Annotated in this window: 21 protein-coding genes; 20 read left to right on the plus strand and 1 reads right to left on the minus strand. The window is 63.3% G+C overall.

Annotated features, from left to right (window positions below):
* Positions 1 to 15: 15 nt before the first annotated feature.
* From nuoF to HY852_RS25970, 16 genes are all read left to right on the plus strand, one after another.
* Positions 16 to 1341, plus strand: coding sequence for an NADH-quinone oxidoreductase subunit NuoF (gene nuoF, locus HY852_RS25895; RefSeq protein WP_291607767.1), 1326 nt, complete (start codon positions 16 to 18; stop codon positions 1339 to 1341).
* 6 nt (positions 1342 to 1347) lie between these two features.
* Entirely contained in the window at positions 1348 to 3423 is a 2076-nt protein-coding gene (gene nuoG / locus HY852_RS25900; RefSeq protein ID WP_291607768.1) for an NADH-quinone oxidoreductase subunit NuoG, read from the plus strand.
* Positions 3424 to 3433: 10 nt separating this feature from the next.
* Positions 3434 to 4501, plus strand: a complete 1068-nt coding sequence (gene nuoH, locus HY852_RS25905; RefSeq protein WP_291607769.1) for an NADH-quinone oxidoreductase subunit NuoH — start codon at positions 3434 to 3436, stop codon at positions 4499 to 4501.
* A gap of 7 nt (positions 4502 to 4508) precedes the next feature.
* Positions 4509 to 4997, plus strand: a complete 489-nt coding sequence (nuoI, locus tag HY852_RS25910) for an NADH-quinone oxidoreductase subunit NuoI (RefSeq protein ID WP_291607770.1) — start codon at positions 4509 to 4511, stop codon at positions 4995 to 4997.
* Between the two features lie 9 nt (positions 4998 to 5006).
* Entirely contained in the window at positions 5007 to 5645 is a 639-nt protein-coding gene (locus HY852_RS25915; RefSeq protein WP_291607771.1) for an NADH-quinone oxidoreductase subunit J, read from the plus strand.
* Positions 5642 to 5950, plus strand: coding sequence for an NADH-quinone oxidoreductase subunit NuoK (gene nuoK / locus HY852_RS25920; RefSeq protein ID WP_291607772.1), 309 nt, complete (start codon positions 5642 to 5644; stop codon positions 5948 to 5950). The genes HY852_RS25915 and nuoK overlap by 4 nt, the downstream gene beginning before the upstream one ends.
* A 7-nt stretch (positions 5951 to 5957) precedes the next feature.
* Positions 5958 to 8033: an NADH-quinone oxidoreductase subunit L gene (gene nuoL, locus HY852_RS25925; RefSeq protein ID WP_291607773.1), complete on the plus strand. Its 2076-nt coding sequence runs from the start codon at positions 5958 to 5960 to the stop codon at positions 8031 to 8033.
* Positions 8034 to 9539, plus strand: coding sequence for an NADH-quinone oxidoreductase subunit M (locus HY852_RS25930; protein WP_291607774.1), 1506 nt, complete (start codon positions 8034 to 8036; stop codon positions 9537 to 9539).
* Positions 9540 to 9561: 22 nt separating this feature from the next.
* A complete protein-coding gene (gene nuoN, locus HY852_RS25935) occupies positions 9562 to 10998 on the plus strand; it encodes an NADH-quinone oxidoreductase subunit NuoN (RefSeq protein ID WP_291607776.1) in 1437 nt (478 codons plus the stop codon).
* Position 10999: 1 nt separating this feature from the next.
* Entirely contained in the window at positions 11000 to 11812 is an 813-nt protein-coding gene (locus HY852_RS25940; RefSeq protein WP_291607777.1) for a biotin--[acetyl-CoA-carboxylase] ligase, read from the plus strand.
* The gene (locus tag HY852_RS25945; RefSeq protein WP_291607778.1) at positions 11812 to 13482 is read left to right on the plus strand and encodes a ribonuclease J; all 1671 of its coding nucleotides are present in this window, start codon (positions 11812 to 11814) and stop codon (positions 13480 to 13482) included. Before HY852_RS25940 ends, HY852_RS25945 begins: the two co-directional genes overlap by 1 nt.
* A gap of 11 nt (positions 13483 to 13493) precedes the next feature.
* Positions 13494 to 13898, plus strand: coding sequence for a methylmalonyl-CoA epimerase (mce, locus tag HY852_RS25950; RefSeq protein WP_291607779.1), 405 nt, complete (start codon positions 13494 to 13496; stop codon positions 13896 to 13898).
* 6 nt (positions 13899 to 13904) lie between these two features.
* The gene (locus HY852_RS25955; RefSeq protein WP_291607780.1) at positions 13905 to 14180 is read left to right on the plus strand and encodes a DUF1467 family protein; all 276 of its coding nucleotides are present in this window, start codon (positions 13905 to 13907) and stop codon (positions 14178 to 14180) included.
* A 32-nt stretch (positions 14181 to 14212) separates the two neighbouring features.
* Positions 14213 to 14566 (plus strand): hypothetical protein, encoded by a 354-nt coding sequence (locus HY852_RS25960; protein WP_291607781.1) that lies wholly within the window; start codon positions 14213 to 14215, stop codon positions 14564 to 14566.
* A 502-nt stretch (positions 14567 to 15068) separates the two neighbouring features.
* Positions 15069 to 15437: a DUF2946 domain-containing protein gene (locus HY852_RS25965; RefSeq protein WP_291607782.1), complete on the plus strand. Its 369-nt coding sequence runs from the start codon at positions 15069 to 15071 to the stop codon at positions 15435 to 15437.
* A 214-nt stretch (positions 15438 to 15651) separates the two neighbouring features.
* On the plus strand, positions 15652 to 16188 hold the full coding sequence (locus HY852_RS25970; protein WP_291607783.1) for a copper chaperone PCu(A)C: 537 nt from the start codon (positions 15652 to 15654) through the stop codon (positions 16186 to 16188).
* A 57-nt stretch (positions 16189 to 16245) separates the two neighbouring features.
* Here the strand turns inward: HY852_RS25970 and HY852_RS25975 are convergent, their stop codons facing one another.
* The gene (locus HY852_RS25975; RefSeq protein ID WP_291607784.1) at positions 16246 to 16614 is read right to left on the minus strand and encodes a hypothetical protein; all 369 of its coding nucleotides are present in this window, start codon (positions 16612 to 16614) and stop codon (positions 16246 to 16248) included.
* 42 nt (positions 16615 to 16656) lie between these two features.
* On the opposite strand from HY852_RS25975, the gene proS reads away from it, so the two are divergent.
* The 4 genes from proS to HY852_RS25995 all read left to right on the plus strand — a co-directional run.
* Positions 16657 to 17976 carry a proline--tRNA ligase gene (gene proS / locus HY852_RS25980; RefSeq protein WP_291607785.1) on the plus strand — a complete coding sequence of 440 codons (1320 nt, stop codon included), beginning with the start codon at positions 16657 to 16659 and terminating at the stop codon, positions 17974 to 17976.
* 69 nt (positions 17977 to 18045) lie between these two features.
* Positions 18046 to 19326 carry a lipoprotein-releasing ABC transporter permease subunit gene (locus HY852_RS25985; protein ID WP_291607786.1) on the plus strand — a complete coding sequence of 427 codons (1281 nt, stop codon included), beginning with the start codon at positions 18046 to 18048 and terminating at the stop codon, positions 19324 to 19326.
* 7 nt (positions 19327 to 19333) lie between these two features.
* A complete protein-coding gene (locus tag HY852_RS25990; protein ID WP_291607790.1) occupies positions 19334 to 20038 on the plus strand; it encodes an ABC transporter ATP-binding protein in 705 nt (234 codons plus the stop codon).
* Between the two features lie 413 nt (positions 20039 to 20451).
* Positions 20452 to 21000, plus strand: a 549-nt coding sequence (locus HY852_RS25995) for a hypothetical protein (protein ID WP_291607787.1), incomplete at its 3' end; no start/stop codon positions are given.

Consider the following 21000-nt stretch of genomic DNA (forward strand, 5'->3'; position numbering starts at 1 on the left):
GGAAAGCAGTAGAGCATGCTCGAGGACAAGGATCGCATCTTCAGGAACCTCTATGGTCTCCATGATTGGGGGCTTGAGGGCGCGCGCCGTCGTGGCGCCTGGGACAACACCAAGGCGATCATCGACAAGGGCCGCGACTGGATCGTCAACGAGATGAAGGCGTCCGGCCTGCGCGGGCGGGGCGGGGCAGGCTTCCCCACCGGCCTGAAATGGTCCTTCATGCCCAAGGAATCGACCGACGGCCGCCCGAACTATCTCGTGGTCAATGCCGACGAATCCGAGCCCGGCACCTGCAAGGACCGCGAGATCATGCGGCATGATCCGCATGTCTTGATTGAAGGGTGCCTGGTCGCCAGCTTCGCGATGGGCGCCCATGCCTGCTACATCTATGTCCGTGGCGAGTTCATCCGCGAGCGCGAGCGGCTGCAGGCGGCGATCGATCAGGCCTATGAGGCCAAGCTGATCGGCAAGGACAACGTCCACGGCTGGCCGTTCGATCTCTACGTCGCGCACGGCGCAGGCGCCTATATCTGCGGCGAGGAAACCGCGCTTCTGGAAAGCCTCGAGGGCAAGAAGGGCCAGCCGCGGCTGAAGCCGCCGTTCCCGGCCAATGTCGGCCTGTTCGGCTGCCCGACCACGGTCAACAACGTCGAGTCGATCGCGGTTGCTCCGACGATCCTGCGCCGCGGCGCAGGCTGGTTCGCCGGCATTGGAAGGCCGAACAATGTCGGTACGAAGCTGTTCTGCATCTCCGGGCATGTCGAGCGGCCCTGCAACGTCGAAGAGGCGATGGGCATTCCGTTCCGCGAACTGATTGAAAAGCACTGCGGCGGCGTTCGCGGCGGCTGGGACAATCTCAAGGCGGTCATTCCGGGCGGCTCGTCGGTGCGCATGGTGCCCGCCGAGCAGATCATCGACACGCCGATGGATTTCGACAGCCTGAGCAAGCTGCGCTCCGGCCTCGGCACCGCTGCAGTGATCGTGATGGACAAGTCCACCGATCTCATCCGGGCAATCGCGCGCATCTCCTACTTCTACAAGCACGAGAGCTGCGGCCAGTGCACGCCGTGCCGCGAAGGAACGGGGTGGATGTGGCGGGTGTTGACCCGCATGGCCGAAGGTCGCGCCCACAAGCGCGAGATCGACATGCTGCTCGAAGTCACAAGGCAGGTCGAGGGCCACACCATCTGCGCGCTCGGCGACGCCGCGGCCTGGCCGGTCCAGGGCCTGATCACCCATTTCCGTCACGAGATCGAAGCGCGCATCGACGAATATTCGCGCAAGGCCGATGCCGATGATGTCGGGGTTCGAGATCCCGCTCACATGGCGGCGGCGGAGTAAGGAAGAATGACGAAACTCATCATCGATGGCAAAGAGGTCGATGTTCCGCCGGAGTACACGCTGCTGCAGGCGTGCGAGGCGGCGGGGGCCGAGATTCCGCGCTTCTGCTACCACGAGCGGCTGTCGATCGCCGGCAATTGCCGGATGTGCCTGGTTGAAGTGAAGGGCGGGCCGAAGCCGGTCGCGAGCTGCGCCTGGGGCGTGCGTGACTGCCGTCCGGGCCCGAAGGGCGAGCCGCCGGAGATCTCCACGCGCTCGCCGATGGTGAAGAAGGCGCGCGAAGGCGTGATGGAGTTCCTGCTGATCAACCATCCCTTGGATTGCCCGATCTGCGACCAGGGCGGCGAGTGCGACCTGCAGGATCAGGCGATGGGCTACGGCGTCGACACCAGCCGCTATGCCGAGAACAAGCGCGCGGTGGAGGACAAGTATCTGGGCGCGCTGGTCAAGACCTCGATGAATCGCTGCATCCAGTGCACACGGTGTGTCCGATTCTCCGCCGAAGTCGCCGGCGCGCCGGAAATGGGGGCGATCGGGCGCGGCGAGGATATGGAGATCACGACCTATCTGGAGCATGCCCTGACCTCGGAACTGCAGGGCAACCTCGTCGACATCTGCCCGGTCGGCGCGCTGACCTCGAAGCCATACGCCTTCGCCGCGCGGCCTTGGGAACTCGGCAAGACGCAGTCGATCGACGTGATGGACGGCCTCGGCTCGGCGATCCGCGTCGACACCCGCGGTCGCGAGGTGATGCGCATCCTGCCCCGCGTCAACGAGGCGGTGAACGAGGAGTGGATCTCGGACAAGACCAGGCACATCGTCGATGGCCTGCGCACGCAGCGGCTCGACCGGCCCTACATCCGCGAGAACGGCAGACTGCGCGCCGCCACCTGGACGGAAGCGTTCGCGGCGATCGCCGCCAAGGCGGCCCGTTCCGACGGCAAGCGCATCGGCGCGATCGCGGGCGATCTTGCCGGCGTCGAAGAGATGTTCGCGCTGAAGGAGCTGCTTGCCAAGTTCGGCTCCGCCAATCTGGCAGTGCAGGGCGGCGACGCCTTCAATGCCAGGCTCGGCCGCGGCTCCTACATCTTCAATCCGACCATCGCCGGAATCGAGCAGGCCGACGCGCTGCTGATCATCGGCTCAAATCCACGGAAGGAAGCTGCCGTCTTCAACGCCCGGATCCGCAAACGCTGGCGCACCGGCCAGTTGAAGATCGGGCTTATCGGCGCCAAGGCCGAACTCACCTACGACTACGATCATCTCGGCGCCGGGACCGATACGCTGAGCGATCTTGCCGCCGGCAAGCATTCCTTCAGCGACGTGCTCAAGGGCGCGAAGAACCCGATCGTGCTGGTAGGGGCGGGTGCGGCCGCGCGCCACGATGGCGCTGCCGTTCTCGCAGCTGCGGCGAAGCTCGCGCTCAATGTCGGCGCGGTGAAGGACGGCTGGAACGGCTTTGCCGTCCTGCACGAAACCGCATCGCGCGTCGGCGGGCTGGATATCGGCTTTGCCGCGGGGCCGGGCGCGCTGAACGGCGCGCAGATGACGACGTTCGGCACGCTCGATCTCTTGTTCCTGCTTGGCGCCGACGAGATCAAGGCGCCGGACGGCACCTTCGTCGTCTATATCGGCACGCATGGCGATCGCGGCGCCCACCGCGCCGATGTGATCCTGCCGGCAGCCGCGTACACGGAAAAGTCGGCGATCTACGTCAACACCGAAGGTCGTGTGCAGATGACCGGCCGGGCGGCTTTCCCGCCCGGAGAAGCACGCGAGGACTGGGCGATCATTCGTGCCCTGTCCGAGGCGCTCGGCAAGAAGCTGCCGTACGATTCAATGGCGGCGTTGCGGCAGGCGGTCTTCAAGGCGGTGCCGCACCTGATGCGCCTCGACCAGATCGAAGCGGGCACCGCGGACCACATCAAGGCGCTCGCCGGCAAGGGCGGCAGCCTCGAGAAGGCGCTGTTCAAACCGTTGATCGAGGACTTCTACCTGACCAACCCGATTGCGCGCGCATCGGCCACGATGGCCGAGTGCTCGCGCCTCGCCTCCGGCAAGATCCTGAGCGCAGCGGAGTGAGCGTGACCTGATGGAATTCTTTCAAAGCGCATTCTGGACCGGTTTCCTCTGGCCGCTGATCATCATGGTCGCGCAGAGCGTTCTTCTGCTCGTCGTGCTCCTGGTTGCGATCGCCTACATCCTGCTCGCCGACCGCAAGATCTGGGCCGCGGTCCAGATCCGGCGCGGTCCGAACGTCGTCGGCCCGTGGGGCCTCTTCCAGTCGTTCGCCGACCTTCTGAAGTTCGTGTTCAAGGAGCCGGTGATCCCCTCCGGCGCCAACAAGGGCATCTTCCTGCTGGCCCCGCTGGTGTCCTGCGTTCTGTCGCTCGCCGCCTGGGCCGTGATCCCGACCAATCTCGGCTGGGTGATCGCCGACATCAATGTCGGCATCCTCTACATCTTCGCGATCTCGTCGCTATCGATCTACGGCATCATCATGGCCGGCTGGGCGTCGAACTCGAAATACCCGTTCCTCGCCGCCCTGCGCTCGGCGGCGCAGATGGTTTCCTACGAGGTCTCGATCGGCTTCGTCATCATCACAGTGCTGTTGTGCGCCGGCTCGCTGAATCTTTCGGCGGTGGTGGAGGCCCAGAACACCCGCGGCATCGGCAGCCTGATCGGACTGCCGCAGCTCACGATCCTGAACTGGTACGTGTGGCCGCTGTTGCCGATGTTCGTGGTGTTCTACGTCTCGGCGCTGGCGGAGACCAACCGTCCGCCGTTCGACCTGGTCGAAGCCGAGTCCGAGCTCGTGGCTGGCTTCATGGTCGAGTACGGCTCGACGCCGTACCTCCTGTTCATGCTCGGCGAGTATGTCGCGATCTGCACCATGTGCGCGATGGCGACGATCCTGTTCCTGGGCGGCTGGCTGCCGCCCGTGGCATTGCCGCCGTTCACCTGGGTGCCGGGGATCGTCTGGTTCTCGCTGAAGCTCCTGTTCATGTTCTTCCTGTTCGCGATGGCGAAGGCGATCGTGCCGCGCTACCGCTACGACCAATTGATGCGGCTCGGCTGGAAGGTGTTCCTGCCGCTCTCGCTCGCGATGGTAGTCGTAGTCGCCGGCGTGCTGCACTTTGCCGGCATCGCGCCGAAGTGAGGTAACCATGGGTATCAACGTCAACGCGCGCTCGCTGCTGCTGACGGAGTTCGTATCCGCGTTCTTCCTCGCGATGCGCTACTTCTTCCAGCCGAAACCGACGATCAACTACCCGTTCGAGAAGAACCCGATCTCGCCGCGTTTTCGCGGCGAGCATGCGCTGCGCCGCTATCCCAACGGCGAGGAGCGCTGCATCGCCTGCAAGCTGTGCGAGGCGATCTGCCCGGCGCAGGCGATCACCATCGAGGCCGGCCCGCGCCGCAACGACGGCACCCGCCGCACCGTGCGCTACGACATCGACATGGTGAAGTGCATCTATTGCGGGCTGTGCCAGGAAGCCTGTCCGGTCGACGCCATCGTCGAAGGGCCGAATTTCGAATTCGCGACCGAGACGCGCGAGGAGCTCTATTATGACAAGGCGAAACTGCTCTCCAACGGCGACCGCTGGGAGCGCGAGATTGCAAAAGCGATCTCGCTGGATGCGCCGTACCGGTGAGGTGAGTAGATGATCCTTCCCGCGTTGTTCTTTTATCTGTTTGCCGGCGTCTGCGTGGCATCGGCGGTGATGGTGATTGCGTCACGCAATCCCGTGCACTCCGTGCTGTACCTGATCCTGGCCTTCGTCAACGCCTCGGGCCTGTTCGTGCTGATGGGCGCGGAATTCCTGGCGATGATCCTGATCGTCGTCTATGTCGGCGCGGTGGCAGTCCTGTTCCTGTTCGTGATCATGATGCTCGACGTCGACTTCGTCGAGTTGCGCGAGGGCTTCATCGAGTATCTGCCGGTCGGCGTTGTGGTCGGCGGCATCTTCCTGTTCGAGCTTATGATGACGGTGGGCGCCTGGGTCATCAAACCCGGCGTGACAAAGGCGATCACGGCGGCGATCCCCGCCAATGTCAGCAACACCGAGGCGCTCGGCCTCGTGCTGTACACGAAGTACATCCATTACTTCCAGCTTGCCGGCTTGGTGCTGCTGGTGGCGATGATCGGCGCGATCGTGCTGACGCTGCGGCACAAGGCGAACGTCAAGCGGCAGAGCATTCCAGTGCAGAATGCGCGTACGCCGGAGCTTGCCATGAGTGTGCGCAAGGTGACCTCGGGCCAGGGATTGCAGGACGCGGATGCTGCGGAGTGGGTGCAATGACGATCGGGCTTGGTCACTATCTGGCCGTCGGGGCGATCCTGTTCACGCTCGGCATCCTCGGCATCTTCCTGAACCGCAAGAACATCATCGTCATCCTGATGTCGATCGAGCTGATCCTGCTCTCGGTCAACATCAACCTGGTGGCGTTCTCGACCTTCCTCGGCGACATCGTCGGTCAGGTATTCGCGCTGCTGGTGCTGACGGTTGCCGCGGCGGAAGCCGCGATCGGTCTTGCCATCCTGGTCGTGTATTACCGCAACCGTGGCTCGATCGCGGTCGACGACGTCAATCTGATGAAGGGTTAACCCAGCTATGGTCCAGGCAATCGTCTTTCTGCCGCTGCTGGGTGCCATCCTCGCCGGCCTGATCGCCATTTTCGGCGCACATGCCCGCAACCCGAGCGGCGACACCGTCGAGCATCATGACGACGCGCACGGCCATGGTGACGCACATGCGTCCGCCGCCCATGACGATCATGCGCCCGACGATCACGGCCATGACGATCACCACGTCTCCGAGCCGCCGGCGCAGGGCTCGCGGGCGGCCGAACTGATCACGACCGCGCTGCTGTTCGTCTCGTGCGCGCTGTCCTGGTTCGCGCTGGTGGACGTCGGATTCCTGCACCACGAGGCTCGGATCGCGCTGTTCCCCTGGATCAACTCGGGCGACCTCCAGGTGAGCTGGGCTTTGCGGGTCGACACGCTGACCGCGGTGATGCTGGTCGTGGTGACGACCGTTTCCTCGCTCGTCCACCTCTATTCCATCGGCTACATGGACGAGGATCCGCACCGGCCGCGCTTCTTCGGCTATCTTTCGTTGTTTACCTTCGCCATGCTGATGCTGGTGACGGCGGACAACCTGGTGCAGATGTACTTCGGCTGGGAGGGCGTCGGTCTCGCCAGCTACCTGCTGATCGGCTTCTGGTACCTGCGGCCTTCGGCCAATGCGGCGGCGATCAAGGCCTTCGTGGTCAACCGCGTCGGCGATTTCGGCTTCGGCCTCGGTATCTTTGCCGTGTTCTTCCTGGTCGGCTCGACCGATTTCGAGACCATTTTCGCCGCGGCGCCCAGCCTTGCCGGCAAGACCATCAACTTCGTGGGCTGGCAAGCGGACGCGCTGACGCTCGCGTGCCTGCTGCTGTTCATGGGCGCGATGGGCAAATCGGCCCAGTTCCTGCTGCACACCTGGTTGCCGGACGCGATGGAAGGCCCGACGCCCGTCTCGGCCCTGATCCACGCCGCGACAATGGTCACCGCCGGCGTGTTCATGGTGGCGCGCCTGTCGCCGCTGTTCGAGCTGGCGCCGAACGCGCAGGCGGTCGTGATGCTGGTCGGCGCTACCACGGCGTTCTTCGCCGCGACCGTGGGCCTCGTGCAGAACGACATCAAGCGCATCGTCGCTTACTCGACCTGTTCGCAGCTCGGCTACATGTTTGTCGCGATGGGGGCGGGGGCCTATTCGGTCGGCATGTTCCACCTGTTCACCCACGCCTTCTTCAAAGCGCTGCTGTTCCTCGGCTCGGGCTCGGTGATCTATGCGATGCATCACGAGCAGGACATCCGCCACATGGGCGGCCTGTGGCGCAAGATTCCCTATACGTATGCGGTTATGGTGGTCGGCACGCTCGCCCTGACCGGCTTCCCGCTCACGGCCGGCTATTTCTCCAAGGACGCGATCATCGAATCCGCGTACGCTTCGCACAATCCGTTTGCGATGTACGGGTTCCTGATGACGATCATCGCCGCCGCGCTGACCTCGTTCTACTCCTGGCGCCTGATCTTCAAGACCTTCCACGGCCAGCCGCACGACGAGAAGCACTATGAGGCGGCCCATGAGAGCCCGCTCTGGATGCTGATCCCGATCGGCGTGCTGGCGGTCGGCTCGATCGCCGCGGGCTTCCCGTTCAAGGAACTGTTCGCGGGTCACGGCATCGAGGAATTCTTCCGCGAGTCCGTGAAGATGAACCCGCACATCGTCGAGGAAATGCACCACATTCCCCAAACCATCGCCTTCCTGCCCACGGTAATGATGGTTCTTGGCTTCCTGGTTTCGTATCTGTTCTACATTCGGCGGCCCTACCTGCCGGTCGAACTCGCGAACAGCCAGCCGATGCTGAACCAATTCCTGCTCAACAAGTGGTATTTCGACGAGCTCTACGACCTCATCTTGGTGCGTCCGACCAAGTGGCTCGGTCGCTTTCTCTGGAAGAAGGGAGACGGATGGTTCATCGACGGCTTCGGCCCCGATGGCGTTTCGGCTCGGGTGTTCGATATCACCCGCAACGCCGTGAAGATCCAGACCGGCTACCTCTATCACTACGCGTTCGCGATGCTGATTGGCGTAGCGGGCTTGATCACCTGGTTCATGTTCGGCCTGGGAGGCCAGTAAATGACTACCTGGCCCATTCTCTCGGTCGTCACCTTCCTGCCGCTGGTCGGCGCGCTGCTGGTCTACGTCAGCCGCGGCGACGATGAAGCGGCACAGCGCAATTCGCGCTGGATCGCGCTTTGGACCACGGTGATCACTTTCGCTGTATCGCTGATCCTCATCGCCCGCTTCGACCCGTCGGTTGCCGACTTCCAGTTCGTCGAGAAGGCGCCGTGGCTCGCCAATACGATCACCTATCACATGGGTGTCGACGGCATTTCGCTGCCCTTCGTCATCCTGACCACCGCCTTGATGCCGTTCTGCATCATCGCGAGCTGGAAGGTCACCTCACGGGTGCGCGAATACATGATCGCGTTCCTCGTCCTCGAAACGCTGATGGTCGGCACCTTCTCGGCGCTCGATCTCGTGCTCTTCTACCTCTTCTTCGAAGGCGGCCTGATCCCGATGTTCCTGATCATCGGCGTCTGGGGCGGTCCGCGCCGGGTGTACGCGTCGTTCAAGTTCTTCCTCTATACGCTGCTGGGCTCGGTCCTGATGCTGCTGGCGATCATGGCGCTGTACTGGAACGGCGGCACGACCGACATCCCGACCCTGATGCACACCACGGTGCCGCGGTCCCTGCAGACCTGGGCGTGGCTGGCGTTCTTCGCGTCCTTCGCGGTGAAGATGCCGATGTGGCCGGTGCACACCTGGCTCCCGGACGCGCACGTCGAGGCACCGACCGCTGGCTCGGTGATCCTGGCCGCAATCCTGTTGAAGATGGGCGGCTACGGATTCCTGCGCTTCTCGCTGCCGATGTTCCCGCTGGCCTCGCACGACTTCGCGCCGCTGATCTTCACCCTGTCGGTCGTCGCCATCGTCTACACCTCGCTGGTGGCCTTGATGCAGGAGGACATGAAGAAGCTGATCGCGTACTCGTCGGTCGCGCACATGGGCTTCGTGACCATGGGCATCTTCGCCGGCACCATCCAGGGCGTGGCGGGCGGCGTGTTCCAGATGATCTCGCACGGCATCGTGTCGGGTGCGCTGTTCCTCTGCGTCGGCATCGTCTACGACCGCATGCATACCCGCGAGATCGCGGCCTATGGCGGCCTGGTGAACCGGATGCCGCTCTACGCGCTGGTATTCATGATCTTTACCATGGCCAATGTCGGCCTGCCCGGCACATCGGGCTTCGTTGGCGAGTTCATGACGCTGCTCGGCACCTTCAGGATGTCGATTACGACAGCCGTCTTCGCCTCGCTGGGCGTGATCCTGTCGGCTGCCTATGCGCTGTGGCTCTACCGCAAGGTCGTTTTCGGGCCGCTCGTCAAGCCGTCGCTGATGAGCATCAAGGACCTCACGTTCCGCGAGGGATTGACTCTCTTCCCGCTGGTTGCGCTGACGATCCTGTTCGGGGTCTATCCGAAGCCGGTGCTCGACATGTCGGCCGCATCGGTCCAGCAACTCGTCAACAACTACAACACTGCGGTGACGGCCGTGAAGGCCGCCGCGCTGCTCCAGTAGGGCGGCAGGTCAGGATATCGCCATGAGCTTTGAGACTGCAGGTTATCAATTGACGCCGGTGCTGCCGGAGCTTGTGCTCGCCGTCGGCAGCATGGCGCTGTTGATGCTCGGCGCCTATCGCGGGCAGGGAACGACCAAGGCGGTGACAACGCTCGCGGTGGTATTGTTGATCGCGACCGGCGTCATCGAACTGCTGTTGCCGGCGGGCAAGCTCACGACCTTTGGCGGCAGCTTCATCGTCGACGACTTCGCGCGCTTCCTGAAGATCCTTGCCCTGATCGGCTCGGTCGTGACGCTGATCCTGTCGGCGGAGTTTCTGTCCGACCCGTCGCGCCGCATCTTCGAATATTCGATCCTGGTGCTGCTCTCCACCCTCGGCATGATGGTGCTGATCTCGGCCGGCGATCTGATCTCGCTCTATCTCGGCCTCGAGCTCATGTCGCTGGCGCTCTACGTCGTTGCCAGCAGCCACCGCGACAACGCCAAGTCGACCGAGGCGGGCCTGAAGTATTTCGTCCTCGGCGCGCTGTCCTCGGGCATGCTGCTCTATGGCGCGTCTCTGATCTACGGCTTCACCGGCACGGTCAGCTTCGCAGGGATTGCCGCCGCGGCCAATGAGCCGAGCATTGGCCTCGTGTTCGGCCTGGTGTTCCTGCTCGCCGGTCTGTGCTTCAAGATCTCGGTGGTGCCGTTCCATATGTGGACGCCCGACGTCTACGAGGGCGCGCCGACCCCGGTGACCGCGTTCTTTGCCTCGGCTCCGAAAGTCGCCGCGCTTGCCGTGCTCACCCGCGCGACGCTCACCGCATTCCCCGGCATCCTCTCGCAGTGGCAGCAGATACTGGTCTTCGTTGCGATCGCCTCGATGGCACTCGGCGCCTTTGCGGCGATCGGGCAGCAGAACATCAAGCGACTGATGGCTTATTCCTCGATCGGCCATATGGGCTTCGCGCTGGTCGGGCTTGCCGCTGGCACGCCGGAAGGCGCGCAGGGCGTGCTGGTCTACATCGTGATCTACGTGACGATGACGCTCGGCTCCTTCGCGGTCATCCTGGCGATGAAGCGCGGCGGCCAGAACTTCGAGAACATCGGCGATTTTGCCGGGCTGTCGCGCACCAACCCGACGCTTGCCTTCTTCTTCGCGATGCTGCTGTTCTCGCTGGCCGGCGTGCCGCCGCTCGCGGGATTCTTTGCCAAGTGGTATGTCTTCGCCGCGGCGATCAAGGCCAACCTGTTCACGCTTGCGGTCATTGGCGTGCTGAGCAGCGTCGTGGGCGCGTATTACTATCTCGCCATCATCAAGGTGATGTACTTCGACGAGCCGCTGACCAAGCTCGACCCGGTGCGTGTGGAGCTGGGCGCCGTGGTCACGATCGCCGGCCTGTTCAACATCCTGTTCTTTGCCTATCCCGGCCCGCTGGTCAGTATGGCGAGCGCCGCGGCAAAGTCCTTGTTCTAGGATGAGTTTCGCGCTCGGTCCTCTAGCTCTCAAGGCGGGCTACCGGCTCGCGGCCTTAGACCAGATCGGCTCGACCAATGCGGAAGCGCTGGCGCGGGCTCGCGCCGGCGAGCGCGGACCGGTGTGGTTCGTGACGACGGAGCAGACTGCGGGGCGGGGGCGTCGGCAGCGGGCCTGGATAGCCCCTCGCGGTAACCTCGCCAGCAGCATCCTGGAAGTCATGGACGTCGCGCCTGGGACGGCGGCGACGCTCGGTTTCGCCGCCGGGCTCGCGCTGGATTCGGCGCTGCGGAAGGTGAGCATCGAGGCCGTCCTGCGCGCGGGTGGCGGCGATCCGTTCAAGTTTGCACTGAAATGGCCCAATGATGCGCTGGCCGGGGGGAAGAAGCTCTCCGGCATGCTGCTGGAGGCCGAGGGCGCTCCCGGAGGCGGGTTGGCCGTGGTGGTCGGGATCGGCACCAATGTGGTGGCAGCGCCCGAGGGGACGCCGGTGCCGGCGATCTCGCTCAAGGACCTCGGAATCAACGTGAGCGCCGAGGAGCTGTTCGCCGCCTTGTCGGACGGCTGGGCGGAATTCCGGGCTATTTGGGACAACGGCCGCGGCTTCAGCGAGATCCGGAGGCTATGGCTCGCCCGCGCTGCCGGGCTTGGCCAGGCTGTTGCGATCAAGGCGGGGGGGACTACGATTGAGGGCATATTTGATACGATTGACGAGCAGGGGTGCATGATCGTGCGGACGAGCGACGGCCGGCAGGTGGCGATCACGGCCGGCGACGTCCATTTCGGTACCGCGGCCTCCGCAGGAGCAGCGTGATGGCGCGTCCGGACGAACTGGTGTTTGCGCCTCTCGGAGGCGTCGGTGAAATCGGCATGAACCTGTCGATCTACGGGATCGGCAATCGGCATCAGCGGTCCTGGATGGCGATCGATCTGGGCGTCTTCTTCGGCGACGAAGAGCATCTGCCCGGCATCGATCTTGTCATGCCGGACGTCAGCTTCCTCGAAAAGGAGCGCAAGAACCTGGTCGGGCTCGTGCTCACCCACGCCCATGAAGACCATTTCGGCGCCATCATCGATCTCTGGCCGAAGCTGCAATGCCCGATCTATGCGACCAGGTTCAGCGCGGCGCTGTTCGAGGCCAAGTGCCAGTCCGAGCGAAACCCGCCGAAGATTCCGGTCACCGTGGTGCCGTCTGGCGGACGGGTCGACATCGGCCCGTTCAATGTCGAGTTCATTCCCGTCGCGCATTCCATTCCCGAAGCGCACGCTCTGGCGATCCACACCGAGATCGGCACGGTGCTGCATACGGGAGACTGGAAGATCGATCCGACGCCGATCATCGGCCCTCCGACCGACGAGCGGCGGCTACGCGAGTTGGGCGATGCCGGCCTGCTGGCGCTGATCGGCGATTCCACCAACGCTGTGCGCGAGGGACGCTCGCCTTCGGAAGCCGATGTGGCGACGACGATTGCCGAACTGGTGAAAGCGGCGAAGGGCCGCGTGGCGGTTACCACTTTCGCCTCGAACGTGGCGCGGATAAGGGCGGTGGCCGATGCCGCGAGGGCCGCGGACCGCGAGGTCGTCGTGGTCGGGCGGGCGATGGATCGCGTAGTGCAGGTCGCACGCGAGACCGGCCATCTCAAGGGCGTGCAGAATTTCCGCAGCACCGACGTCTACGGTCATTTTCCCGCGGACAAGGTGCTGGCCCTGTGCACCGGGAGCCAGGGCGAACCGCGCGCGGCGCTCGCGCGCATTGCCAACGACGATCACCCGGAGATCACGCTGAACAAGGGCGACTGCGTGATCTTTTCCTCCCGCACGATTCCCGGGAACGAGAAGGCGGTGGGCTCGATCATCAACGATCTGGTTGCGCAGGGCGTCGAGATCATCACCGACCGCACCCACCTCGTGCACGTATCCGGCCATCCGCGTCGCGACGAGTTGCGCGAACTGATCGCCTGGACGAAGCCGCAGCTCCTGATTCCGGTTCACGGCGAGGCCTTGCATCTTCACGAGCACGCCAAGCTGGCGCGCGAGGCCGGCGTGCCTCGCGTCCTGGTCTGCCGCAATGGAGATCTCGTGAAGCTCGGACCGGGGCAGCCGGGGATCGTCGACGAACTGCCCGCCGGCCGGCTTTACAAGGACGGCAATATCCTCGAGGACGCCAAATCGCGCGCCGTGGTCGAGCGCCGGCGGATGGCGTTTGCCGGCTGCGTTTTCGTGGCGATCGCGATGACAGAGCAGGGCGAGCTGGCGGAGGATCCGGAGGTTGATCTTGTCGGCATCCCCGAGAAGAATGGTGCGGGCGAAGCGCTCGACGAGATCGTGTTCGACGTCGTGGTGTCGACGGTGGAAGGCCTGCCGCGACCGCGGCGGCGCGACCCGGACGCGCTTTCGGAGTCGGTTCGCCGCGCGGTGCGCGCCGCCATCAACGAACACTGGGGCAAGAAACCGCTCTGTCTTGTCCACGCAATAATGGTCTGAGGGAGAATGACATGCTGGGCCGGCTCAATCACGTCGCGATCGCGGTGAAGGATGCCAGGAAGGCCGCCAGAATCTATGGCGCCGCCTTCGCGGCGCAGATCTCGGATGCGGTGCCGCTGCCGGAGCACGGCGTAACCACCGTGTTCGTCACGCTGCCGAATACCAAGATCGAGTTTATCGAGCCGCTCGGCGAGGCCTCGCCGATTGCGAAATTCCTGGAGCGCAATGCCGACGGCGGAATCCACCACCTCTGCTACGAGGTGGCCGACATCATTGCCTCGCGCGATACGCTGATCAAGGAAGGCGCGCGGGTACTCGGCGACGGCACCCCGAAGATCGGCGCGCACGGCAAGCCGGTGCTGTTTCTGCACCCGAAGGATTTTTCCGGCGCCTTGGTCGAGATCGAACAGGCCTGACGCAACATGGTCTACCAGGTCACCACCGCGCTCGCGATCTACTTCGTGCTGTGGTGGGTCACGCTGTTCGTGACGCTTCCTTTCGGTGTGCGGAGCCAGCACGAAGACGGCGAAGGCGCCCCAGGTACCGATCCGGGTGCGCCGATCATGGCGCGGATGGGCCGCAAGCTGATCTGGACCACCTTGATTTCGGCGGCTGTTTTCGCGGTTGGCGCGAGCGCGTATCATGCCGGTTATCTTTCGATAGAGCGCCTTTCGAAACTGATGGGAACGCCGTACTGAGCGCACCGGGTGCGCGGCGAAGGGGGGAAGCCATGACGTCGCAGAGGGTGATTGCCGCGCTCCTGGTTCTGGTCATCGCGGCCTTAGGCGCTGCGTTCTACATCGACTGGAAGATGACCGTGCAGTTGCGGACCATGAAGGCTTTCGTCGAGGGCTATGTCTTCAACGAGGCGGTCGCCGCATGCGAGAGGGCGCAGAGTTCGACGCCCTTCAAGTGGAACGGCGGCAAGAACACGGCGGTCGTCGGCCTGAACTCGGTGAAGCTCGACAAGTACACGGTGATTGCGAGCTACACGCTCGTCGCCGACAGCGTCTATTGCGACTACGATCCGGTCAAGCGAAAGGCGGAAATCGGCTCGAACTTCCTGGAGCGGGAGTCGTTCTAACTGCGGCCGTGGGGCAAAGTCAGTGAATCTCGCGCAATAGTTGCTGCGAACGTCTTCTCGGCACTGCGCGCAGCATGTCACGGACAAAAAAAGAGCAGGGCTCCTTAGCCCTGCTCCGAAACTGTGTCGACCCGATTGTCCCCGAAAATTGCAGTTTGATCTTATTGACGGGGCGACGCTGCGTTTTGCGCGTCAGGGGCTCCTCCCGAGACTTGGACCACCAGACTTCGACCTTACGGCCGGCCTGAGTTTTGAATGCTAGATGAACTTTTTGGGTTTGTCATCATTTTTGGCAATGAATGTTCAAAATTCGAGCAGTTCACGAAATGATCTTTGATTTGGGCAGGCAAGGCGACCGCCGCTTGTTCGAGCTCCTAAACGTGTGCATGTCTGCATACATAAGACAATCTGGGGTTGTTTTCGTGTATGTTCGCCCCAAATGCGCATCTCGACTTGCGGCGACGTCGGTGTTTAGCTAAGGGCGGGTTGGGTGGTTTCCCGGATGCGCTCGCAGCTGCAAAAATTCCTACCGATCGTTCTGATCGCGCTGGCGATGCAGATTCTGGCGCCCGTCGCGGCCTGTTGGGCGTCGGCCATTGCCGCTTCGGATCCGCTGCAAAACGCGGTCATCTGTCACGACAGTTCGGTCTCGGGGCAATCCGAGCAACCGGGTGAACAGGCCGCGCACGCTGCGAGCTGTTCGATCTGCTGTCTTGCCCAGGCGAATGCGTGGCTCAATGCCCCGCAGCCCGGCGTCACGATATCCCTCCGACATGCCGACCGCGTGGTCTGGCACTCTGTCGCCTCCGGCCTCGACGTTTCGCGCGTCGGATCAAACGCGCAGGCGCGCGCGCCGCCCCGCATCTCCTGACCGCGTCGCGATCGCTCCGGTTCGCGCCGCCGGTGAAGAACGTCCTCGATCAGGCCATGTTGCGGCCAGCATCGGGAAGTTCACATGTGCGCGCCTGTTTTCCGCGCTGCTCGTCAACCCGCACCAACCATTCCCCGCAGAACCTATGCGCCTGTTGCGAAAGAAAGGTTCTGAACCCGGTGAAATCACTGCAACAAAGGACAAGGAGCTTCCCATGAAACGTCTATTCGCCGGCCTTGCGAGTGCCATCCTGCTCGCCGGCACACTCACTGCTTCCGCCCAGGCCCAGGAGATCAAAGCCGGCGACCTCGTCATCTCGCAGGCATGGACGCGCGCTACGCCGGGCGGCGCCAAGGTCGGCGGCGGTTACGTCACAATCGAGAACAAGGGGAAGGCGCCGGATCGGCTGGTGGCTGGATCGGCCGACGTGGCCGGCAGGGTCGAGATCCACGAAATGGCGACGACCAACGGCGTGATGACGATGCGCGCGCTCGACAAGGGTCTCGCTATCGAGCCCGGCAAGACCGTGAAGCTGGCGCCAGGCGGCTACCACTTGATGCTGATGGAGCTCAAGAGCCCGCTCAAGCAGGGCGACAAGGTCCCGGTGACGCTCCAGTTCGAGAAAGCCGGCAAGGTCAGCGTCAGCCTCGATGTTCAGGGCGTGGGCGCACAAGGGCCTGCTGGTGCGGCCGAGCATGGCGACAAGATGCAGATGCAAGAGCCGCACGATCATTCCGGCATGAAAAAGTGAGGCGGAAGAGGACAATCCAAGGCTAAGTAGATCCGTTCGCTCCTTGAGCGCCATGCATCAGGCGCTCTTGGAGTGACCTTCGTAATCCAGCGGAGCGAAGGCGAGGGCATGCGTGTCATTGCACTCACCATCGATCAGATCCGGTGAGACCAGGATAAAACCCGATCGCCGCACTTGGCGGCAGGTGGGTCTGCGGAGTTGGCTGGAACGGAACTGAGCCGCCACTGGGGCGGGCAAGGCCTGATCGCGAGAGGGGCCGATGCCGAGGTCGGCACAGGGCGAGCAGCCGTAATGGAAGACGGTCGCCCGATCGAATTGGTTGCCCGAATCCGGCTTCGCGAGGAGGTCAGCCGATGAGAGAAATGGCAGGAATTTCGCCACTTTAGCGGCTTTTTCTAATTCCCGGCCTTGTGTTTTCGGGTCCAATCCGGTTTGACTGCGGGCCCCACTGATTCTCTGGGTGCTCCCATGCGGTTGTCGCGGTTCTTCCTCCCCATCCTGAAGGAAAATCCCAAAGAGGCGGAGATTGTCTCGCACCGCCTGATGCTCCGCGCCGGCATGATGCGGCAGGAGGCCGCCGGCATCTACGCCTGGCTGCCGCTCGGATTCCGCGTCCTGAAGAAAATCGAGCAGATCGTTCGTGAGGAGCAGGATCGCGCAGGGGCGATCGAGTTGCTGATGCCGACGCTGCAGCTTGCCGATCTCTGGCGCGAAAGCGGCCGCTATGATGCTTACGGACCGGAGATGCTGCGCATCAGCGACCGGCACAAGCGAGAGCTCCTCTATGGGCCGACCAACGAGGAAATGATCACGGAGATCTTCCGCGCCTATGTGAAGTCCTACAAGAACCTACCGCTGAATCTGTACCACATCCAGTGGAAGTTCCGCGATGAGCAGCGCCCGCGCTTCGGCGTCATGCGGGGGCGCGAATTCCTGATGAAGGACGCCTATTCGTTCGACCTGAACGAAGCGGCCGCGCGGGTTTCCTACAACAAGATGTTCGTGGCCTATTTGCGTACCTTTGCGCGGATGGGCCTCAAGGCGATCCCGATGCGCGCCGAAACCGGTCCGATCGGCGGCGATCTCAGCCACGAGTTCATCGTGCTGGCCGAGACCGGCGAGTCGGGCGTGTACTGCAATCGCGACGTGCTGGAGCTCCCGGTGCCTGGCGAGGACGTCGACTACGACGGCGACCTCACGCCGGTCATCAAGCAGTGGACCTCGCTTTATGCCGCGACTGAGGACGTTCACGACGCCGCGCGGTTCGAGCGCGAGGTGCCGGAGGACAAGCGCGTGCACACCCGTGGCATCGAGGTGGGCCAGATCTTTTATTTCGGCACCAAATACTCCGACTCCATGAAGGCCCTGGTCGCGGGACCCGACGGTGTGGAAGTCCCGATTCACGGCGGCTCGTACGGTGTCGGCGTGTCGCGCCTGGTCGGCGCGATCATCGAGGCGTGCCACGACGATGCCGGCATAAAGTGGCCGGAAAGCGTCGCGCCGTTCACGGCCGTGATCCTGAACCTGAAGCAGGGCGATGAGGCCGTCGATGCCGCCTGCGAAAAGCTCTACCGCGACTTCAAGGCCAAGGGCGTCGATGTGCTTTATGACGATACCGACCAGCGCGCCGGTGCCAAATTCGCCGCCGCCGACCTGATCGGCATTCCCTGGCAGATCATGGTCGGGCCAAAGGGCCTCAGCGAGGGTAAGGTCGAGATCAAACGGCGCAGTGACGGATCGCGTGAGACCATGTCTCCCGCGGACGCGGTCGCGCGCCTAGCCGGTTGAGGCTTTATCCACCGCATTCGAAGCGGCCATTCCGGCCACAATTGGCCCGAATCATGGGATTATCGTTTGATGGATGAGACCATGAGCGAAACCCTGCAAACTGCGCCATTCGCGCCCTTCGAATGGATGCTGTCGCTGCGCTATTTGCGGGCGCGCCGGAAGGAAGGTTTCATTTCGGTCATCGCCGGGTTTTCCTTTCTCGGTATCATGCTTGGCGTGGCCACGTTGATCATCGTCATGGCCGTCATGAACGGCTTTCGCAAAGAGCTGCTCGACAAAATTCTGGGACTTAATGGTCATCTCCTGGTGCAGCCGCTTGAATCGCCGCTCACCGACTGGAAGGACGTGGCCGAGCGCGTCAGCCACGTGCAGGGCGTTCGTCTCGCTGCACCCGTCGTCGACGGGCAAGCGCTGGCTTCGTCGCCCTTCAACGCGTCGGGCGTATTGGTGCGTGGCATGCGCGCCGCCGACCTGAACAACCTCACCTCCATTGCCAAGAACGTCAGGCAGGGCTCGCTCGAAGGATTCGACGAGGGGCAGGGGGTCGCCATCGGCCGCCGGTTGGCGGATCAATTGTCGCTGCATGCCGGCGACACTCTCACATTGGTTGCTCCGCGCGGCGCGGTGACGCCGATGGGCACGACGCCGCGGATAAAGCCCTACAAGATAACGGCCGTGTTCGAGATCGGCATGTCGGAATACGATGCGGGCTTCGTGTTCATGCCGCTGCCGGAGGCGCAGGCCTATTTCAACCGCAACAACGACGTCACCGCGATCGAGGTCTTCACAACCAATCCCGACCGGATCGACACCTTCCGCAAATTGGTGACGGAATCGGCCGGGCGCCCAGTGTTCCTGGTCGACTGGCGACAGCGCAACTCGACGTTCTTCAATGCGCTGCAGGTCGAGCGCAATGTGATGTTCCTGATCCTGACGATGATCGTGCTGGTCGCGGCGCTCAACATCATCTCCGGCTTGATCATGCTGGTGAAGGACAAGGGCAGCGACATCGCGATTATGCGCACCATGGGCGCCTCGCAGGGCTCGATCATGCGCATCTTCCTGATTACCGGTGCGGCGATCGGGGTGGTTGGCACGCTGACTGGCCTGATCGTCGGCCTGATCATCTGCCTCAACATTGAATCCATCCGGCAGTTTCTGTCGTGGCTCACCAGTACCGAGTTGTTTCCGCCCGAACTCTATTTTCTGTCCCGCCTGCCGGCCGAAATCGATGTCGGCGAAACCAGCGCAGTCGTGATCATGGCGCTGACGCTATCGTTCCTTGCGACCCTGTACCCATCGTGGCGCGCCGCGCGCCTCGATCCCGTCGAAGCGCTTCGGTATGAGTGAGGCGCTGATGGAGGGGCAGGGGGCAGCGGAAGATGTACCGGTCATTTATCTTCATGAGATAAAGCGTCAGTACATGCAGGGCGAGGCGCCGCTGACGATCCTCGATGGAGCCAAGCTTGCGCTGTGGCCCGGTCAGTCGGTGGCGCTGGTAGCGCCGTCGGGCTCCGGCAAATCGACACTGTTGCACGTCGCAGGTCTGCTCGAGGCGCCCGATTCCGGCGAGGTCTATGTCGCAGGTCGGCCGACCTCGCAATTGCCGGACATCGAGCGCACGCTGTTGCGGCGCACGGAGATCGGGTTCGTCTATCAGTCCCATCGGCTACTGCCCGAATTCACCGCGCTGGAAAACGTGATGCTGCCGCAGATGATCCGCGGCCTGAAGCGCTCGGAAAGCGTCAAGCGGGCGAAGGAGATCCTGTCCTACCTCGGACTTGGCGAGCGAACAACGCATCGTCCGGCCGAGCTCTCCGGCGGCGAGCAGCAGCGCGTCGCGATCGCACGCGCGGTTGCCAATGCGCCGCGGGCGCTGCTTGCGGACGAGCCGACCGGCAACCTTGATCCACACACCGCCGATCACGTGTTTCAGGCCCTGATGCAGTTGGTACAGGCCACGCAAGTCGCGATGTTGATCGCGACCCACAACATGCAACTCGCCGGGCGCATGGATCGCCGCGTGTCGATCGTCGACGGTCAGATCGTCGAACTGGATTAGGGCTGGGCAATCACGCCGCGTTCAAGCTCAATGAAGACGCGCTGCATTGAGAGCACAGGCGCTGCTCGACGCGCAAACAGCATCAGCGAGGCGAAAAGACGGAAGGGCTGATTCGTTGCGCGAGAATGGCCGGCGCGCTGCCAAGCTGCGCTTGTCCAATTGTTGCCACAATTGCGACCGCGGAGAGACTCTCTCCCACACACGAACGCGTGATGTGTGTCGTGCAGGACACATCTTAACTCGAGCAAAAATCAAAATCCGCGTCTTCAAGTGCGCTAGCGTGCACCTTCATTACTGGTGCGTGTTCCTTTGACGGTCACTGTTGCGCTCGGGCTACAGCAATTCCGACGAGCGCTGCTATGAGAAGCGCAAGGCCCGGGGGCCTTTTGTTAAGAACTGAAACGGGAATCGAAATGAAAAAGAATTTGTTGCTTGTCACTGCGAGCCTTCTCGCGCTCGGCGCGGCTGCTCCTGCGGTGGCTGCTGATCTGGCTGCGCGTCCTTACACCAAGGCACCGCCGATGGTTGCGGTTTACAACTGGAGCGGTTTCTACCTCGGCATCAACGGCGGTGGCGGCTCGGCCGACAAGTGCTGGGATCTCGTGACGGCGGGCGGCGCGCTGATCGGCGCCGAGGGCTGCCACAATGCGACCGGCGGCACGATCGGTGGTCAGCTCGGCTATCGCTGGCAGGCGGCCAACTGGGTGTTCGGCCTCGAGGGTCAGGGCAACTGGGCTGACTTCTCGGGCGACAACATCAGCGCGGTCAGCGGTCTTCGCAACCGTTCGCGCATCGATGCCTTCGGCCTGTTCACCGGCCAGGTCGGCTACGCCTTCAACAACGTCCTGCTCTATGTGAAGGGCGGCGGCGCCGTGGTCAGCGACGAGTACGACGTCTTCAATCCGCCGGCGGCAGGCGGTGCCCTGCTCGGCTCGGCCAGCGAAACCCGCTGGGGTGCCACG

It is taken from the genome of Bradyrhizobium sp. (genome assembly GCF_016213215.1).
Classification (GTDB): Bacteria; Pseudomonadota; Alphaproteobacteria; order Rhizobiales; family Xanthobacteraceae; genus Bradyrhizobium.

Bases quoted from the DNA above. Each gene is read 5' to 3' on its own strand.
- nuoF (WP_291607767.1), top strand. From the start codon at position 16: ATGCTCGAGGACAAGGATCGCATCTTCAGGAACCTCTATGGTCTCCAT.
- nuoN (WP_291607776.1), top strand. From the start codon at position 9,562: ATGAGCTTTGAGACTGCAGGTTATCAATTGACGCCGGTGCTGCCGGAG.
- nuoI (WP_291607770.1), top strand. From the start codon at position 4,509: ATGGGTATCAACGTCAACGCGCGCTCGCTGCTGCTGACGGAGTTCGTA.
- HY852_RS25965 (WP_291607782.1), top strand. From the start codon at position 15,069: ATGCGCTCGCAGCTGCAAAAATTCCTACCGATCGTTCTGATCGCGCTG.
- HY852_RS25990 (WP_291607790.1), top strand. From the start codon at position 19,334: ATGGAGGGGCAGGGGGCAGCGGAAGATGTACCGGTCATTTATCTTCAT.
- HY852_RS25970 (WP_291607783.1), top strand. From the start codon at position 15,652: ATGAAACGTCTATTCGCCGGCCTTGCGAGTGCCATCCTGCTCGCCGGC.
- HY852_RS25985 (WP_291607786.1), top strand. From the start codon at position 18,046: ATGGATGAGACCATGAGCGAAACCCTGCAAACTGCGCCATTCGCGCCC.
- nuoK (WP_291607772.1), top strand. From the start codon at position 5,642: ATGACGATCGGGCTTGGTCACTATCTGGCCGTCGGGGCGATCCTGTTC.
- HY852_RS25945 (WP_291607778.1), top strand. From the start codon at position 11,812: ATGGCGCGTCCGGACGAACTGGTGTTTGCGCCTCTCGGAGGCGTCGGT.
- HY852_RS25915 (WP_291607771.1), top strand. From the start codon at position 5,007: ATGATCCTTCCCGCGTTGTTCTTTTATCTGTTTGCCGGCGTCTGCGTG.
- HY852_RS25960 (WP_291607781.1), top strand. From the start codon at position 14,213: ATGACGTCGCAGAGGGTGATTGCCGCGCTCCTGGTTCTGGTCATCGCG.
- nuoG (WP_291607768.1), top strand. From the start codon at position 1,348: ATGACGAAACTCATCATCGATGGCAAAGAGGTCGATGTTCCGCCGGAG.
- HY852_RS25930 (WP_291607774.1), top strand. From the start codon at position 8,034: ATGACTACCTGGCCCATTCTCTCGGTCGTCACCTTCCTGCCGCTGGTC.
- HY852_RS25940 (WP_291607777.1), top strand. From the start codon at position 11,000: ATGAGTTTCGCGCTCGGTCCTCTAGCTCTCAAGGCGGGCTACCGGCTC.
- nuoL (WP_291607773.1), top strand. From the start codon at position 5,958: ATGGTCCAGGCAATCGTCTTTCTGCCGCTGCTGGGTGCCATCCTCGCC.
- mce (WP_291607779.1), top strand. From the start codon at position 13,494: ATGCTGGGCCGGCTCAATCACGTCGCGATCGCGGTGAAGGATGCCAGG.
- HY852_RS25955 (WP_291607780.1), top strand. From the start codon at position 13,905: ATGGTCTACCAGGTCACCACCGCGCTCGCGATCTACTTCGTGCTGTGG.
- proS (WP_291607785.1), top strand. From the start codon at position 16,657: ATGCGGTTGTCGCGGTTCTTCCTCCCCATCCTGAAGGAAAATCCCAAA.
- nuoH (WP_291607769.1), top strand. From the start codon at position 3,434: ATGGAATTCTTTCAAAGCGCATTCTGGACCGGTTTCCTCTGGCCGCTG.